This window comes from Mesorhizobium sp. WSM4810, from assembly GCF_055811235.1.
The window spans coordinates 1-14924 of record NZ_JBVVQV010000056.1 but is presented as its reverse complement, the minus strand read 5'-3'; the positions used below and the strand labels follow the sequence as shown (position 1 = coordinate 14924).

Sequence of the window (14924 nt, the reverse complement as noted above, 5' to 3'; positions counted from 1 at the left end):
TGTAGAACCTGTCCCATAGCGCATCCTTTGATTCGGACGGCAATGATGCGCCATTAAAGTCCGGGATCAAACAGCTAGGTTCCTGTTCCTGCCTCCCTATAGTCCGGATTTGAACCCGATTGAACAGACCTTCTCACAAATCAAAGCACACTTCCGCAAAGCCAAGGTCCGAACCGTCGATGCGTTTTGGCGGGCTATCGGCGACATCTCGATGTGGTTGAGCCCGAGGCATGCCACAACTATTACACCGCTGCCGGATATGGATTCGTCTTAATGCCCCCGTTGCTCGAGGGCGGCAAAGCCGGCTGTCTGTCAGCATGCGGTGGTGTCTTCTGTACCTGATGGGAGGTGCGGGATGACCAGAACGTCAGGACGCCAGCGGGCGGACCGCGAGCGGGTGCTGCGTCCTGCCTGTCGGCTTCGCCCGGCCTGCGGTTTGCCGATGCGCATCCGGCACGAAAACTATCGCACCCTCGTGACGCTGACCGGTCTGTGCGCTTGCGTCTCAAGATCAGCTGGTGCGAGACCGCCGGCTGCCCCCGCTTCCCCAAGTCATACCGGCTCGATGCCGAGGGCGCCTTGGCCTTAAGCTCAGAGCCCCCAGAGTCGTGTAGTGTCGGAATTTTGCAGAAAAACAGATCGATCTAGGTTAATATAATTAGCCCAACACGACCCCCTCGCCGACTGTGAAGTCAGTAGGTAGGGCTCACCGGCCTTGGCGAAGCGCGTTTCCGAAAAAGCACCTTTCGCGCGAGCCAGCATCCGACATTGACCGTGGTGATCTTACCGGCCGTGTCCCGCTCGAAATGCAAGGTCCAGTCGCCCGGCGCCGAAGCATCCATCGCGCGCTGGCACGGCATGCGCCAGAGATCGGTGCCGACCGGATAGAGGGGCTGCATCGCGCCCTTGCCGAGAAAGCCTTCGAAGCTGCCGAAAAGGGCGCTGCCTTGCGCCGTGATATGGAAATCGGCATCGAGCTCCGCGCTTTGAAACATTCCGGTAATGTCGGGAGTCGGGGTTCCCGTGACGCGCCCCACCGCGGTTTTGAGATTTTCGCCCGGGCGGATCATATGGACGGTATCGCCGTCGCGCTTGAGCATCACGTTGGGGGCGGAGGCCTCGTTCTCGCTCGTCAGGTCGAGAAGATCGGCATTGGTGGTGAAGCGCGCGATGACCTGGCCCTTTTCCCGCTCCGGCGAGATGTCCAGCAGGAGATCCGTGTCGGGATCGTGATAAGCGCCCGTCCAGGCCGCGTCATAGGCGATCTTCGGCTTGGCCGGCGGCGCCTGCCCCAATGCGGCGCGTAGCACCTCGAAGGCGGCTTCATGCGCATTGGACTGGTGATTGAACAGGACGACGACTGAAAGCCGCTCAGCTGCCGCATGGAGCCGCTGGCTGCGCCAGCCGCGCAGGCCGCCGCCATGGCCGGTGAGCGCGACCCCTTCGCTCACCATATGGGCAAGACCCAAGCCGTAACGGGCGGGCGTGCCGTCGGCGAAGGACGGCTTGATGGCTAGGCGTCGATAGAGCCCGTCTGGATTGTCGCGTGTCGCGTCGATGAAACGCTCCCAGGCGATCATGTCGTCGAGCGAGGCGACGATGCCGGCATCGCCCGTCCAGTTGATGCGGTTTACCGCCGGGATGAAGCCGAAGTCGTTGTCGCCCTCATAGCCGACCCCGCCACCCGGAATGTCGCTCGTTTCGGGATTGAAGCGCGCGGTTTCCATCCCGGCCGGCCGCAAAATCCTTTCCGTGAGAATTTCGGCGAAAGGGCGGCCCACATGGTCCTCGATCAGATCCGTAACGAGGCGGAAATTGCCGTTGGAATAGGAATAGCGCTCGCCCGCCGGGAAATGCAGCGTGCGCGTGCGACCCATGAGGGTCCTGGCATCGGCGGGACGGAACTCGCCCTCAGGCTCGGCGCCGCAGAGCACGGTCAGCGCCCAGTAGTCGCGCAGACCCGACTGATTGTTGCAGAGATCGAGTACACGCGGCGGCTTGTCCTGAAGGAGCGGCAGGCGCGCGGCGAGGGCCGCGTCGAGGCGGGACGGATCGCCCAACTGATTGAGCAAGGTGGCGCAGGTGAATTGCTTGCTGATCGAGCAGATCGGAAAAAGTGTCTGCGGCGTGAAAGGCTGATGGCGTGTGAGGTCGGCATAGCCCCAGGCTTGGCGGGCGACGACGGCGCCATCCTTGACGACCGCCACCGCGCCGCCGGGGCCTTTGAAGCGCAGAGGAAGCTCATCGATGCTGCGGTTTAGATCTGACATTAGAGCCCTTCGTTTTGGGGAGGATTGGCGTGCCGTGTCACAGGACCTGGTCGAGGTCGGAGCAGATGTCTTCCGCGTCGTCAAACTCGACCGAAGGGAACACACCTGCGGCCTCCTGAAGCCGAGTCATTATTACCACACAGCGAGACCCGTTGCAATATTACTATATTGTATTCTTGCGATAAATGATCTCGCGCGGGCTTTGGAAGGAGTGGTGCCCTGATTATCGTCGGGGAAACGGACGGGGGTATTGCCAGTTATGTGAACCAGGGTGCACCACCGTACTCACCCGAGATCAAGCGTTCGTTGCTGACGTGCAATCATGAGACAAAGTCCAGTCTGGCATGACCGCAGGATGTGGCAGTGAGTTGCGGAGGAGCAAAAAATCAAACCGAGAGCTGGATCGGGAAATTTGGACAGGGGTTATAGTGGAATTTCTGCCTGAACACGGCATATAAGCCGGGAACAGGAGAGACCATGACGAAGCGCCCCCGCCGTAATCACAGCCCTGAGTTCAAGGCGAAAGTTGCGCTTGCTGCAATCCGCGGCGAGCGGACCCTTATCGAGCTGTCGCAGCAATTCGATGTGCATCCCAACCAGATCAAGCAATGGAAGGACCTCCTCCTGGAGGGAGCATCTGGGGGTGTTTGGCGCGGATGCGAAGGCCGAACCGGCGGCTCCGATTGTGGACGTGAAGACGCTGCATGCCGGGCTGTTGAGCGCAAAGAAATGATCGACCGCAACCACGCTCTGTCGCTCACCCGCCAGGCCCGCGCGCTCGGGATCAGCCGGGGCAGCGTCTATTTTCTGCCGCGACCTCCCTCGGCCGCCGATCTTGCGCTGATGCACCGGATCGACAGATTGCATCTCGACTACGCCTTTGCGGGAAGCCGGATGCTGCAATGGCTTTTGGATGCGGATGGCGACAGCCACGCTGATGAGGAAGATGGGCATCGAGGCTCTTTACCGTCGCCCCAACACCTCGAAGCCGGCGCCGGGCCACAAGGTCCATTCCTACCTCTTGCGCAATCTGCCGGTCACCCGACCCAACCAGGCCTGGGCGATGGACATCACCTACATCCCGATGGCGCGCGGCTTCGTCTATCTGGCCGCCGTCGTCGATTGGCTCAGCCCAAGCGTGCTGTCCCGGCGGCTGTCGATCACGCTGGAGGTAGCGTTCTGCATCGACCCGTCGAAGAGGCGCTGGCCCGATACGGCAAGCCCGACATCTTCAACGCCGACCAGGGAAGCCAGTTCACCTCCATCGACTTCATCAAGACCCTGACGGATGCCGACGTGAAAATCAGCGTGGACGGAAAAGGAGCCTGGCGCGACAACGTCATCGTCGAACGGCTATGGAGGACTATCAAATATGAGGAGGTCTACCTGCATGCCTATACCAGCGTGCCGGAGGCCCGCACTGCGATCGCCCGGTATCTGATCTTTTACAATACCAGACGTCCCCATTCATCGCTTGACCGGAAGACCCCGGATCAGGCCTACTTCAACATGCCAAAGCTAATCCTCGCAGCGGCATGACAGAGGAGAAAACCCACTTACAAAACCCCGCCAAACTGTTCAGACAAACGAAGCCATCTCCGTGAGCGCAAGGGAACCTCTTCGCATGTCGGGTGATTAGGAAGCCCTTTGCGGCTTTGGCATTGCGCCGTGACGGGACGAGAATGTCGGGCGCATGCCCATCCGCATCAATGGCTTTGCCTTTTGCCACGCCAAACAACTTGGCAACCTCCCAACCGCTCATGGTCTCGACTGGACTGAAGTTCCTTCACCAGTTCATCGAGAGGCAAGGCTGTCGCCATCGCTAACTGGCACCACCGTCGCAAATAGCGGCATTTTTGATATATCAATTTAAACGTTAAACGGAACTCTTCTCCTCGGTTCTTTCAGGCGGGATGCCAAATAAATGCTGACTACCATGGACATCTGATTGACAGCTGGCGGTGCAGTTGACAAGCCGGCAAATCGGATATAACCAATTGAGGTAACAAATTGCGCTGACTGGCCCGGCGCGTTCGGTAGGTCGTGTTGAACGGGTGTTGTCTCGGCATCCGTGATATCTAACCATTCGTTTTGGAGCTTGATATGATCAGTACATCCATAGACATGTCGACACACGGTGTTGACTACTTAAGGTTGATAGAAGTTGAAAGCGATTCATTGGACATCGATCCTCGCGGCGTATTGACTATTGGAGGCGTTGCAGCGGATCGACTCGTTTCCGAATTCGGCTCTCCTTTGTTCGTGATTTCCGAGAGCACTGTGCGCCAAAATTTCAGGGCGGCCCGCCGCGCGTTTTCCGAGCGCTGGCCCGCCCCTGTGAACGTCATGTACGCCATCAAAGCCAACAACAATCTGGCTGTACGTGCTATCGTGAGCGCAGAGGGTGGCGGTGGCGATTGTTTTGGAATGGGGGAGCTTTACGCAACGTTTCAGGGCGGAGCTGATCCGGCTCTTATAGCGATGAACGGGAGCCTCAAGACGCCGGAAGAAATCGACGACGCAGTGCGCAGAGGTGTGACGATCAACATCGATGCCGAAGACGAAATCGACAGAATTTGTGCTGCAGCACGTAAGTATGGTGTTCGCGCTCAAGTAAATTTGCGGCTGAAAGTTGCCAGCGATTACTTCCATAACGTTGGGAGCGATTATTTCGGGGTCTCGGATGAAGTCGGCCTTCACGGTCGCATGGAGTCAGCAAAGTGGGGTTTCGGCCTCGACACTGCTGCTGCACTCACTCGACGCTTAGCAAACCGTCCGGATGTCGATCATGCAGGTTTTCATTGGCACGTGGGCCGTTTTTCGACGCGCAAGGACCATATCGCGGAACTCTACTCGGCGCTCGCTAGAACCGTGGTGCAGCTGCATGAACGGACCGGATTCTGGCCGCGGGTCATTGACATCGGCGGAGGTATCCCGCGAGAAAGAGACCCCGAGTCACGGCAACTTTCTTTGAACCAACTTAAAATTGATGAATACGCCGAAACCGTGTGCGGAGCGCTGCTCAAGCTTCTCAATACAACCGAGCTACCAACACCAGCTTTATGGCTTGAGCCCGGTCGTTATATCATCGGCAACGCTAGCGTCTTGCTCACCACAATTGGGACAATTAAGCGTGACATTGGCAGGATTTGGGTGAATGTCGATGCCAGTACAAATGTTCTTATGCGAATAGACACCAGCGGAAGCCGGTATCACATACTCCCCGCCACCGGCATGACCCGCTCGTTCAAGGAATTCGCGTCGATTGTCGGAGTAACCTGTATACCATCGGTTTTTGCGGATAGACAGCATATTCCAGATGTTGCAGTAGGAGATATACTCGCCATCCTCGACACTGGGATGTATTCTGAAACGACATCGACGCAATTTAATGGCGTGCCTCGTCCAGCAACTGTTCTGGTCCACGACGGTGACGCAGAGCTAATCAAGACTCGCGAGACGGTTGAAGACGTTTTCCGCCTGCACCAAATCCCCGATCGACTACTAGGAAAATAGCATACCAGCGGTGTCGCATGGTGTGTGATGCAGGTTTGAAAAAGGTAGTCATCGAGACCAGTGTGAGCGAAAGAAGAAGCGAGAAAAATGATCGACCCGGCCCCGATAGCGCAGTGCCCTCCGACACTGGCCGGAGCAGGTGGCGTGTTCTTGAGGAAGTACGCCAGCGTCTGATCGTGGGTGGCTATTCACCCGGTGAGAAGATCAAACTTCGTTGGCTAGCCAGGGACCTTGGTACAAGCGTTACCCCGGTCCGGGAAGCGCTTCTGCAACTCGTTGCCGCTGGAGCACTGATCCACAGCCACCAACGTTCTATATGCGTACCGCCTGAGAACTGGAAGACATACAAGGAAATTTGCGACTTGCGTGTTTACCTTGAAGGAAGCATGGCCGCGTACGCGGCATCAAGAATAACGCAAACTGAGATTGAAAACCTTGAACAAATAGCAGCTTTGCTCGACACGCGCTCACTAACAGATCCCGCCAAACGTAAATCTCTGATTGCTCAATTCCACTTTGGTGTTTATCGAGCGGCGGCTAGGCCGGTGACTTTACAAATGATTGAAGGTCTTTGGCTTCAGTCTGGTCCCTATTTGAACTACCTAATTCCGGATTATCTGCCTTATTCTAATGGACCTCGTCTGAGAGCAAGCATCTGCCAATCTCTCCGTGCCAACGATGCTATGGGCGCAGCAGAGGCATTGCAGACAGATTTGCGTGACTCACTCGGTTTTGTACTCAGGAAGCTCGAGGAGCGATAGACCGAATTGAGGCGGGTCGATGCAATATTCGCATGTCCGATAGGCTATCTCGTTTCTCGTGGAGACTGCGCCATCTGCTCCACTATCACAGATCGTTTCGTGCCCGGAGATAGCGCTTATCCAAGCCCTTGCACTTTCAGGGTCTTTTCAACGGCGTTTGCGATGGCGAGAACGCGCCGATCGTCACCATTCTTCGCCATCATTAAGAGGCCTACTGGAAGTTCCCCTACGGCCTGGCACGGAACGGTTGCTGCGCAGCAATCAAAGAAGTTCGCCGGTTCGTTGTTCCGGCCGATCATATACTCAATTTTCGTCGCATGTCCCGGACCCGAAAGGGACGAGATTGGAGGTGCAAGCACGGGGACAGTTGGCATCACTACTACATGGAAAGGGGAGATAGTGTCGTGTGCGTCCAGCGATGCCTTGCCTCGAAAGGCCAAGGCTTCAGCGCGGTCCCGCGGAGAAACGGAGCGACCGGACATTACGACATCAAACGGCTCTTTCTCAATTGAGCGCGCATTTTCTTCCGCGAAGCGCCCGTGGCTTGCGTACATATCGCTGTGCGTGATTATCCCGTAGGTTTCTCGCCAATCGCGGCGCTGAAGCTCGGCCCATGAGAATTCAGTAACCGTTGCTCCGGCTTCCCTCAGGACACGGAGAGCGTTCTCGAAGGATGATGCGACCGAAGGGTCCAGTTCGTCGAGCACGAGATCCTGAAGAACACCCAGCGAAGCCCCTTTGAGCGGAAATTCGGGAAGAGGCCGCCAGGGTGTTCCAGCAAGAGCCGCGTCCATAATCGCACAACATTCCATGGAACGGGCAATCGGGCCGAGGGTGTCAAGCGTTGTAGATAGCGGCAGCACTCCTTTCGTCGAGATCCGTCCTTCAGATGGTTTGAAACCAGCAAGGCCGCAGAGAGCGGCCGGGCCCCGTATCGATCCACCCGTGTCTGATCCAAGTGCTGCCACGACAGATCCGTCTGCTACCGCGGCCGCAGCGCCAGAGGACGATCCTCCCACGAGACGATATGGGTCACGCGGATTGGCTGGCGTGCCAAAAACCCGATTGATACCGGTGTTTGCGCATGCAAACTCTGACATATTGGATTTGCCGATTATGATCGCTCCGGCTGACCGCAGGTGCGCCACGCAGTCTGCATCTCGTTGAGCAGGCAATGCATTTCTCAGTGATCCTGAGCCGGCCTGCGTTATGTCGCCCCGGACATCGCAGTTGTCCTTTACCACGATCGGTATGCCAGCAAGTAACGACGGTGGAGGTACACCGTGGTCGTGCAATCGGTCTTCGTGCCGGGCAGAAGCAAGGGCCTCTTCGCGCAATATTCTCGTAAGCGCATGGCTGCCGGCACTTTTCATAGCTTCGGCGTGGTTAAGTGCCCGCTCCACCAACTCCGTAGATCTTATAGTGCCCGAGCTACGGCCCCGCGCTAGCGTAGCGATTGTGTCCGATTGCTTGAAAGTCGTCTTTATCGACATGAAAGTCTTCGGTCCAGAAAAACGCATTTGTGCGTTGTTATCGATTTAGAGCACGTTAATGAGCAAGGCTGGGGCGCGGCGGACGCGCCCTTCGCCCAATTCGGCAGTCCGGCCGAATTACGCTGGTAAGAGCGGCAGCCACAGCAGGAACGGGGCGACCGCATTTCTGTTGGATGGCTTATTCATAGTGTCCCGACCTTCACGCGAATCCCTCTGATTATTCTTTGACGCCCGACGTCGCAACTGAGTCAGTGAAGAAGCGTTGGAAGCACAGCAAGATGACTGCCGGGATGACGCTGAGAATGGTCGATGCCGCGAAAATCTGGCCGTAATCGCTGCTGTGCTGTCCAACCATAAGCCCTAAGGTGATTGGGGCAAGGAGCATGTCCTGGCGCGTCGTAACCAAAAGCGGCCACAGATAGGCCTGCCATTGCCCATTGAAGAGGATGACTCCTGCGGCTATCAGAGAGGGTCGTGAAAGTGGTAGGAAAATCTGGAAGAAAATCCTCAGCCAGCCGGCCCCATCGACTTGCGCCGCTTCAATCAACGAACGCGGTATTGCCAGGAAGAACTGACGTAGTAGGAAAATCACCATGCCGTTACCCGCGAAGGGCATGATCAGTGCGATGTATGTGTTCTGTAGCCCGGCGCGTGCCAAGATAGCTGACAAGGGGAGTGCCACCACCTCCTCGGGGACTAAGAAACTGAAGACAATGAGGGCGAACACCAATTCGCGGCCGCGCCAATGCATAGCACTCAACGCGAAAGCTGCGGCTGAGCAAACCAGCAGCCCCACGACCACGGTACATGCCGCCACGACGATAGAGTTAACCAATCCAGTCCGGAAAGATCCCTCGAACGCGCTCCTAAAATTTTCAAGCGTTGGATGTGGCGGAACAAAGGAGCCGACGGAAAGCGGATCGAGCGAGGTAAATATCTCGCTTCCCGGCCGAAAGCTACCTGCAGTCAGCCAAGCGATCGGGAGCATGAAACCTGCGGCGACGGCAATACCGAATAGTAAGCGAGCGGTGCGCCCCGCCCACGCCGAGTTCTCGACGGCACTCATTATTGCTTCTCCCGTGATAGCAACCGGAACTGGATGAGGATGATCGCCATCATTATGATCATCAAGGTCAAACCTTCTGCAGCTGCCAAAGGCACGTCGTCGAAGAAGTATGACTGCTGGTACACGTCAAACATAATAAGTTGCGTGCTGCCGTCGGGGCCGCCTCGGGTAAGTATCGCGATCGGAGCAAACAGCAGAAATGAGGCGACCGTGTCAGCGACGATTACGAAAGCCAGCGGTCGGCGCATCAGCGGGATAGTGATGTGCCAGAGCGACGAAAGTTTCCCAGCCCCATCGATCGATGCTGCCTCATAGAGATCCCGAGGAATGTCCTTTAGACCACCGATAAGGAACATCATCCAGAAGCCGGCCCCAATCCATGTGCACATAACGACGATCGACATCAGTGCCTGATCTGGCGATGTAAGGAATAGCTGAGAGCTCGCCCCTATAGAAGTCAACAGAGCATTAACCAGCCCTTGCGGACGGTATGCAGCTCCCCACAGAATGGCTGCGACGCTCGATGGGATGAAGACTGGCAGGAACACCAATACTCTCAGCAGCGAGACGAGTCGTGAGTTTTCCGCAAATAGCAAAGCGAGACCAAAAGCGATCGCTGTCTGCAGCGGCACGGTCACCGCGACAAAAGTTAGAGTCGCCTGAACGGTCTTGGCGAATGAGGGCGCCGTGAAAAGAAACTCGAAATTCTCGAGTCCCACGAATTCGCCGTCGGGGCCGGTCAAGCTTTGCTGGACGAGCCAACCAGCTGGCAACAGCCGAAATAGGATTAGGGAAACCAGAGCCGGCGTCAAAAAGAGGAGCGGCCATATAGCCGCTCTCCATTTTGAAAATCGACCACTTGTGGATGCACCCCTCACAACACGTCCATCAGAAACCGCTTCCATCGCCACGCTTAAGCCTTAATGCGCTTGAAACTGCGCTCGAGTTCACGTTGAAGCTGCGTAAATGTCTGAGTGGCGTCACTTCCGTTGCGGATATCGCTCCACGCACGCGTGACCAGTTCCTCCAGTTGGAGATATCCCAGTGTGCGCGGGCGCCGGATGGCCGTGTTCGCCAGCTCGTACTGTATCAAATTATCGACACCCCTAAGGCTTGGATTTTGCTGCGGAACGCCACTCAACACCTCCTTCATGGCAGCGATGTTCGCGGACAGGTCGCCTTCGGCCAAGGCGGCAATTACCGCCCCATCTTTGTCCAAGCCCGCGAATTCAAGGAATTTAAGAGTATTGTCGACGTTCGTGGTATCCGCCGCCATTCCTAGATGAAATGACTCGGAAGGCGTCACCGCCTTGCCACCCGCAAAATACGGATGTGGCGCCGCAGCGTAGTCGAGACCGTCGACCTTGTTGAATTCGGAGATTCCCCAAGGACCGCCGACGAGAAATGCGAGCCGGCCAGCTTTGAACAGGTCACGCATCTCTTGGCTCTTACTCGGACCCCGCGGAGCCACGCCATCAGCGTGGATGCTTCCATACCATTTTCCTGCCTGCAGCCAAGCGTCGTTGGCCACATCCACTGTCAGCAAATTGGGACCCTTGACGCCCGGCCCACCGCCAAGCGATTCCGGGAGGACCTGTAGCTGGTAGTAGCGATTGGCTTGCTCGAAGCCGAAACCTGACTCGGCTCCGGCCGCCTGCGCCTTCTTGGCCAGCTCGATGACTTTGTCCCACGTAAGGCGCGCGTCGGGCGAGACACCCGGAGCTTCAACACCAGCCTGGGCCAGAAGCCCCTTGTTGAAAAAAAGGAGCTGCGTTGACTCCTGCAACGGCATTGTCAGCATCTTCCCGTCGTAGCTACCGCCCTGCACATCGCTCGGGAACAGAATGCCTTTGGCCTTTTCTCCAAAGGTGCTCGTCAGGTCTGCCAAAATGCCAAGTTTGGAGAACGACGGGACATAAGTCGGGTCCAGGAAGAAGACATCGATTCCGGAATTTCCCGTACGGAAGCGCTGAACTATGGTGTTATGATAGTCGGAAAACGGCACGCCTTCGTAGGAAACCTTTACGCCCGACGCCTTTCCGAACGCCTCGAAGAGCCCCTTAAAGGAGGCACCGTCCCCATAGATCATGACTCGCAGTGTCTGATCCTGCGCCGCTGCCGGCAACGACCCCAGCAGTGGCAAAGCCGACACGCCTACCATACCGGTCAAGAAGCCGCGCCGACCCAAGCGATAGTCCATCAAGCTCATCTTCCTTCCTCCCTTTATGTGGACCCCAACAATGGAGCCACTCGCGCATACGCTAGCTAATTTCTTGCAACAATGCAATATCCTAATATTGTGAACCGCCCAAGTCGTGTGATAGCAATGACTCGGCTTGAGGAGGCCGCATGATTCAGCCCGGAAGAACTCCACTTCATATTCAGCTCGCCGATATCATTCGGTCTCAGATCGAGAGCGGCGTCTTCAGTGCTGGCGATCAACTCCCCACTGAGATGGAGTTGATGAAGCAGCACGAACTCAGCAGCAGCACTGTGCGACAGGCGGTGCTTGCCCTTGTGGGTGAAGGCTTGCTTTATCGACGCGCTGGCAAGGGGACGTTCGTTGCCAAGAGTCACATCGGCCGGGACCTGCTCACTTTTTCAGGGCTTTCGGAAGAAGCGGTAGCGCGTGGATTCCGGCCTGATACTACTTGGCCTTGTCGATCGACAAGATGAAGGCCGCGAACTCCATTATCCGGCGCCTGGAAAAAGACGGCGCCGATGACGCAGCCATGATTGCGGCGATCGTCGCCCGGACCGGCCTTTCGGCAGAAGTGGCGGCACGCGGCGTCGTGCTGGCCGACTGGCAAGGGAAACGCGGATTCGACACGGCGGGCAACCGTGCAGAAATCCGCCGCCTACAAGGGCGGCTGAAATATCTGGCTCGGATGCATGAGCGCGGAACGCAAAGCCAAGAGGTCGAGACACAGGCCGGAGCCGTCGAGATCAATGAAAATGCGGACATGGCCCGCATTCAGATGATCTTTCCCGGCAAGCCCGACGAGGCGATGCGGCGGGCGCTCAAGGCCAATGGCTTCCGCTGGTCGCCGTCGCAAGGCGCGCGTGGCAGCGGCACTTGAACGAGGCGGGGAGATGGGCCGCCGAACGGGTGATGAAGGCGATCTGTGCCGAAGGTGCCGCATGAGTGCGGCCCCTTTCGCCATGTCACCGTATACGACACGCCGTCTCAGCTTGGCGGGAGCTTTACCGTCTCGATTGTCGAGACGCTGGCCGAAAACGCGGTGAAGGTGCGTGTCTGGTACGGATGCGCCACCGCGCAAGGCTGGGACGCGTGGAAGGATTGGGACGGCTACACGTTCCAGACCAACCGCGCCGCACTCAACGCTCACGAGCCAGAAGCGGCGGGCACTCTTGACTGCCCGCAAGCTGCTGCAGGGGAAGGCGATCGCCATCGAGAACGACATCCACGGTCTTCTACGAATTTCGGCCTCAAGGTCGGTGTTGTGGGAACGGTGAAGTTCGAGGTGCGTATTCGCGATCTCGTCGCAGGCATGCCCGATCTCGAAGAGATCATGGCACCATTGCTTGCCGCTCGGCGGAAGCTGCGTGAGGAACTCTCTCACCTGCACCGGAAAGTATTGACGATCACCAAGGACGATGCAACCTGCAACCGCTTACAATTCCCGGTGTCGGTCTCATAACTGCGCTGGCCTTTACCAGCACCATCGATATTCCGCAGCGGTTCAGGAACTCGAAGGCTGTTGGACCGATACTGGGGCTGACACCGAAGCTCAATGAGTCGGGAGAAAGCAAGCGTGTGGATGTGTATCGCTGTGCGGTGACGCGATGATGCGAACGCTGCTTTATGAAGCCGCCCAAGTGTTGCTGACGCGCTGAAAGCCCTGGCGATGAACGTCGCCAAGCGGCGTGGCTTGCGTAAGGCAATCGTCGCACTCGCACGTCGCCTGGCGGTGATCATACATCGCATGTGGCCGGATGGCACCAAATTCCGCTGTACGTGTACGCGAGAAGCTCACCGGCCGCCGTTTGACTGGGAACGCCGCAAAGGAGGGAAAACAAAGTTCCGCCAACCGGTGGAAACACGTCCTTGGGGTCAGAACAAGAACTGTTCCCAGCGACACGCTAAGGTCGAACGGAGCATGAACGTCATGCGGCTTGGCGTAACCGAGCCGGTAGTCTGAGCGACCGGAAGCCTTCAGGCATCTGATGTTCTGCATCCCAGGTGTAGATGCCGGTCAGATTGATGTGTTCCCAGCTCAGCGGCGAGAAGTGCTTGAGCAGATGATCCGGAATCTCGCGATGCACGTTGCGTAAGTGGGTGACGGCCCGTTCGATGTAGACCGTATTCCAATGCACGATCGAGCTAACGACGAGGTTGAGGCCGGAGGCGCGGAACGCCTGGCTTTCGAATGACCGATCACGGATCTCACCGCGCTCGTGGAAGAAGACGGCGCGCTTCAGCTTATGCGCCGCCTCACCCTTGTTGAGGCCGGCCTGGCAACGCCGGCGTAGCGCTGGACTTGAGTACCATTCGATCATGAACAGCGAGCGCTCGATTCGGCCGAGTTCGCGCAGCGCCCTTGCGAGTTGGCTTTCCTTCGGTGATGCTGACAGCTTCTTCAGGATCGTTGACGGCACGACTGATCGCGTCGTGATCGACGCCGCCAGATGAAGAAGATCGCCGGGTAGGCATCATTTTCTCGAAGGTGTGGAACTTCCGATCTTTTAGATTGCGCAGCCGAGGCGCAAAGCGCTTGCCGTCAGAGCGAACAACCCGAACACGCGATCGCTCGCGCCGCCCGTATCGGTGAAGTGTTCCTGGACGTCGGGGATCGTGTCCTGATCGAACAGCCAGTCGAGCACATAGGCAGCCTCGCTTTCGGTCGGGCTGATGGGCAGAATGCTGAAGTAGCCGTACTGATCGGAAAGATGGCTGTAGAATTTCGATCCTGGTTCGCTGCCGTAGTGCAGATTGATGTCGCCGCGCTTTGCGGCTCGGTCGCTCGCGCGGAAGAACTGCCCGTCGGATAACGCGGTCGTTCCGTTGCCCCACAGTCGAGAATGCGGATGTCGGGTGTGCGCATCGGTGATGCATGCTTGCGCCGCGCAATAGGTCTCCGACCGGGCATGGAACGTGCGCATCCAGCCGATCTGGTGAGCGCTGATCCTTTGGATGCGCTCGCCATCCGTTTCGGACCGAGATTGGTCGCATAGGCCAGCACTCGGGCCAAAATAGCCGTGACGTTCCTCGGAGTGTCGCCCGTGCGAACATGCGTGAAGCAATCCGCGAAGCCGGTCCATTCGTGCACCTCCCTCTAGAGGTCAGGCACTTGAACCAGCGGAAAAAGTTCGCTGCTCTCGACATTCAGTTCCTCGGCCGCCGCCGGAACCTCGCCAGCCGTTGGCGTCACGATCAAGGTACCGGCTTCAACACGAACACCTTCGAGCTTTCCGGACCGTGCCCTATGTCCCGGACGCTTCAGGTTGAGTCGAGCATCTGCCGCGCTTCGGCAAGCCACTGCGCGCCGTCACCTTGGACGCCCAACCCGAGACAATCCACCTCTTTCATTGTGGTGAATGTCGACCGCGGCATCAGATGCTCGTCGAGCGGCCGGAACGATCGGCTGCCGTCGACCCAAATGTCGGCAGAGCAAAGCCGGTCTCGCAAAGCCGCGAGCGTCGCAATCTCGTAGGTACGGCGATCAGGCCCCTGTTCGAAGATGAGCCGACGATCAGCCTGGCTGAGGTGGGTGACCGGGCGCGCTCGGGGAGTGCCCGACGGCTCTCGGCATACAGGCGTTTCAGCAGCGAAATTGCCGCAAGAAGCGGATCGTGT

10 protein-coding genes and 4 pseudogenes are annotated in these 14924 nt (G+C 57.7%); 7 read left to right on the top strand and 7 right to left on the bottom strand.

What is annotated here, in order from left to right:
- Positions 1 to 73: 73 nt before the first annotated feature.
- A pseudogene (locus tag AC0L3O_RS34905) lies at positions 74 to 261 on the top strand (transposase); the annotation flags it as partial.
- A gap of 431 nt (positions 262 to 692) precedes the next feature.
- On the opposite strand, the gene AC0L3O_RS34900 reads toward AC0L3O_RS34905, so the two are convergent.
- Positions 693 to 2270: a D-aminopeptidase gene (locus AC0L3O_RS34900; protein ID WP_473618079.1), complete on the bottom strand. Its 1578-nt coding sequence runs from the start codon at positions 2268 to 2270 to the stop codon at positions 693 to 695.
- A 477-nt stretch (positions 2271 to 2747) separates the two neighbouring features.
- Here AC0L3O_RS34900 and AC0L3O_RS34895 point away from each other — a divergent pair.
- From AC0L3O_RS34895 to AC0L3O_RS34885, 3 genes and pseudogenes are all read left to right on the top strand, one after another.
- Positions 2748 to 3809, top strand: a pseudogene (locus tag AC0L3O_RS34895) (IS3 family transposase).
- Positions 3810 to 4373: 564 nt separating this feature from the next.
- A complete protein-coding gene (locus AC0L3O_RS34890; RefSeq protein WP_473618078.1) occupies positions 4374 to 5786 on the top strand; it encodes a diaminopimelate decarboxylase family protein in 1413 nt (470 codons plus the stop codon).
- A 35-nt stretch (positions 5787 to 5821) separates the two neighbouring features.
- Complete coding sequence (locus AC0L3O_RS34885) at positions 5822 to 6547, top strand: GntR family transcriptional regulator (RefSeq protein WP_473618077.1); 726 nt, start codon at positions 5822 to 5824, stop codon at positions 6545 to 6547.
- Positions 6548 to 6663: 116 nt separating this feature from the next.
- Here the strand turns inward: AC0L3O_RS34885 and AC0L3O_RS34880 are convergent, their stop codons facing one another.
- The 4 genes from AC0L3O_RS34880 to AC0L3O_RS34865 all read right to left on the bottom strand — a co-directional run bounded on the left by AC0L3O_RS34880 (position 6664) and on the right by AC0L3O_RS34865 (position 11306).
- Positions 6664 to 8040: an amidase family protein gene (locus AC0L3O_RS34880; RefSeq protein ID WP_473618075.1), complete on the bottom strand. Its 1377-nt coding sequence runs from the start codon at positions 8038 to 8040 to the stop codon at positions 6664 to 6666.
- Positions 8041 to 8257: 217 nt separating this feature from the next.
- Complete coding sequence (locus AC0L3O_RS34875) at positions 8258 to 9106, bottom strand: carbohydrate ABC transporter permease (protein WP_473618074.1); 849 nt, start codon at positions 9104 to 9106, stop codon at positions 8258 to 8260.
- On the bottom strand, positions 9106 to 9849 hold the full coding sequence (locus tag AC0L3O_RS34870) for a carbohydrate ABC transporter permease (protein ID WP_473618073.1): 744 nt from the start codon (positions 9847 to 9849) through the stop codon (positions 9106 to 9108). Before AC0L3O_RS34870 ends, AC0L3O_RS34875 begins: the two co-directional genes overlap by 1 nt.
- Positions 9850 to 10019: 170 nt before the next feature.
- Positions 10020 to 11306, bottom strand: a complete 1287-nt coding sequence (locus AC0L3O_RS34865) for an ABC transporter substrate-binding protein (protein WP_473618081.1) — start codon at positions 11304 to 11306, stop codon at positions 10020 to 10022.
- Positions 11307 to 11455: 149 nt separating this feature from the next.
- On the opposite strand from AC0L3O_RS34865, the gene AC0L3O_RS34860 reads away from it, so the two are divergent.
- The 3 genes and pseudogenes from AC0L3O_RS34860 to AC0L3O_RS34850 form a co-directional block, all read left to right on the top strand.
- Positions 11456 to 11782, top strand: a complete 327-nt coding sequence (locus AC0L3O_RS34860) for a GntR family transcriptional regulator (RefSeq protein ID WP_473618071.1) — start codon at positions 11456 to 11458, stop codon at positions 11780 to 11782.
- On the top strand, positions 11758 to 12186 hold the full coding sequence (locus tag AC0L3O_RS34855; RefSeq protein WP_473618070.1) for a hypothetical protein: 429 nt from the start codon (positions 11758 to 11760) through the stop codon (positions 12184 to 12186). The genes AC0L3O_RS34860 and AC0L3O_RS34855 overlap by 25 nt, the downstream gene beginning before the upstream one ends.
- A gap of 262 nt (positions 12187 to 12448) precedes the next feature.
- Positions 12449 to 13077: pseudogene (locus AC0L3O_RS34850) on the top strand (transposase); the annotation flags it as partial.
- A 157-nt stretch (positions 13078 to 13234) separates the two neighbouring features.
- On the opposite strand, the pseudogene AC0L3O_RS34845 reads toward AC0L3O_RS34850, so the two are convergent.
- Both AC0L3O_RS34845 and AC0L3O_RS34840 read right to left on the bottom strand, forming a co-directional pair.
- Positions 13235 to 14397: pseudogene (locus AC0L3O_RS34845) on the bottom strand (transposase).
- A 283-nt stretch (positions 14398 to 14680) separates the two neighbouring features.
- On the bottom strand, positions 14681 to 14924 hold a 244-nt coding region (locus AC0L3O_RS34840; protein WP_473618069.1), incomplete at its 5' end, for a hypothetical protein.

Excerpts from the sequence above, each read along its gene's own strand:
- AC0L3O_RS34860 (WP_473618071.1), top strand. The coding sequence starts at position 11,456 with ATGATTCAGCCCGGAAGAACTCCACTTCATATTCAGCTCGCCGATATC.
- AC0L3O_RS34900 (WP_473618079.1), bottom strand. The coding sequence starts at position 2,270 with ATGTCAGATCTAAACCGCAGCATCGATGAGCTTCCTCTGCGCTTCAAA.
- AC0L3O_RS34880 (WP_473618075.1), bottom strand. The coding sequence starts at position 8,040 with ATGTCGATAAAGACGACTTTCAAGCAATCGGACACAATCGCTACGCTA.
- AC0L3O_RS34865 (WP_473618081.1), bottom strand. The coding sequence starts at position 11,306 with ATGGACTATCGCTTGGGTCGGCGCGGCTTCTTGACCGGTATGGTAGGC.
- AC0L3O_RS34875 (WP_473618074.1), bottom strand. The coding sequence starts at position 9,106 with ATGAGTGCCGTCGAGAACTCGGCGTGGGCGGGGCGCACCGCTCGCTTA.
- AC0L3O_RS34890 (WP_473618078.1), top strand. The coding sequence starts at position 4,374 with ATGATCAGTACATCCATAGACATGTCGACACACGGTGTTGACTACTTA.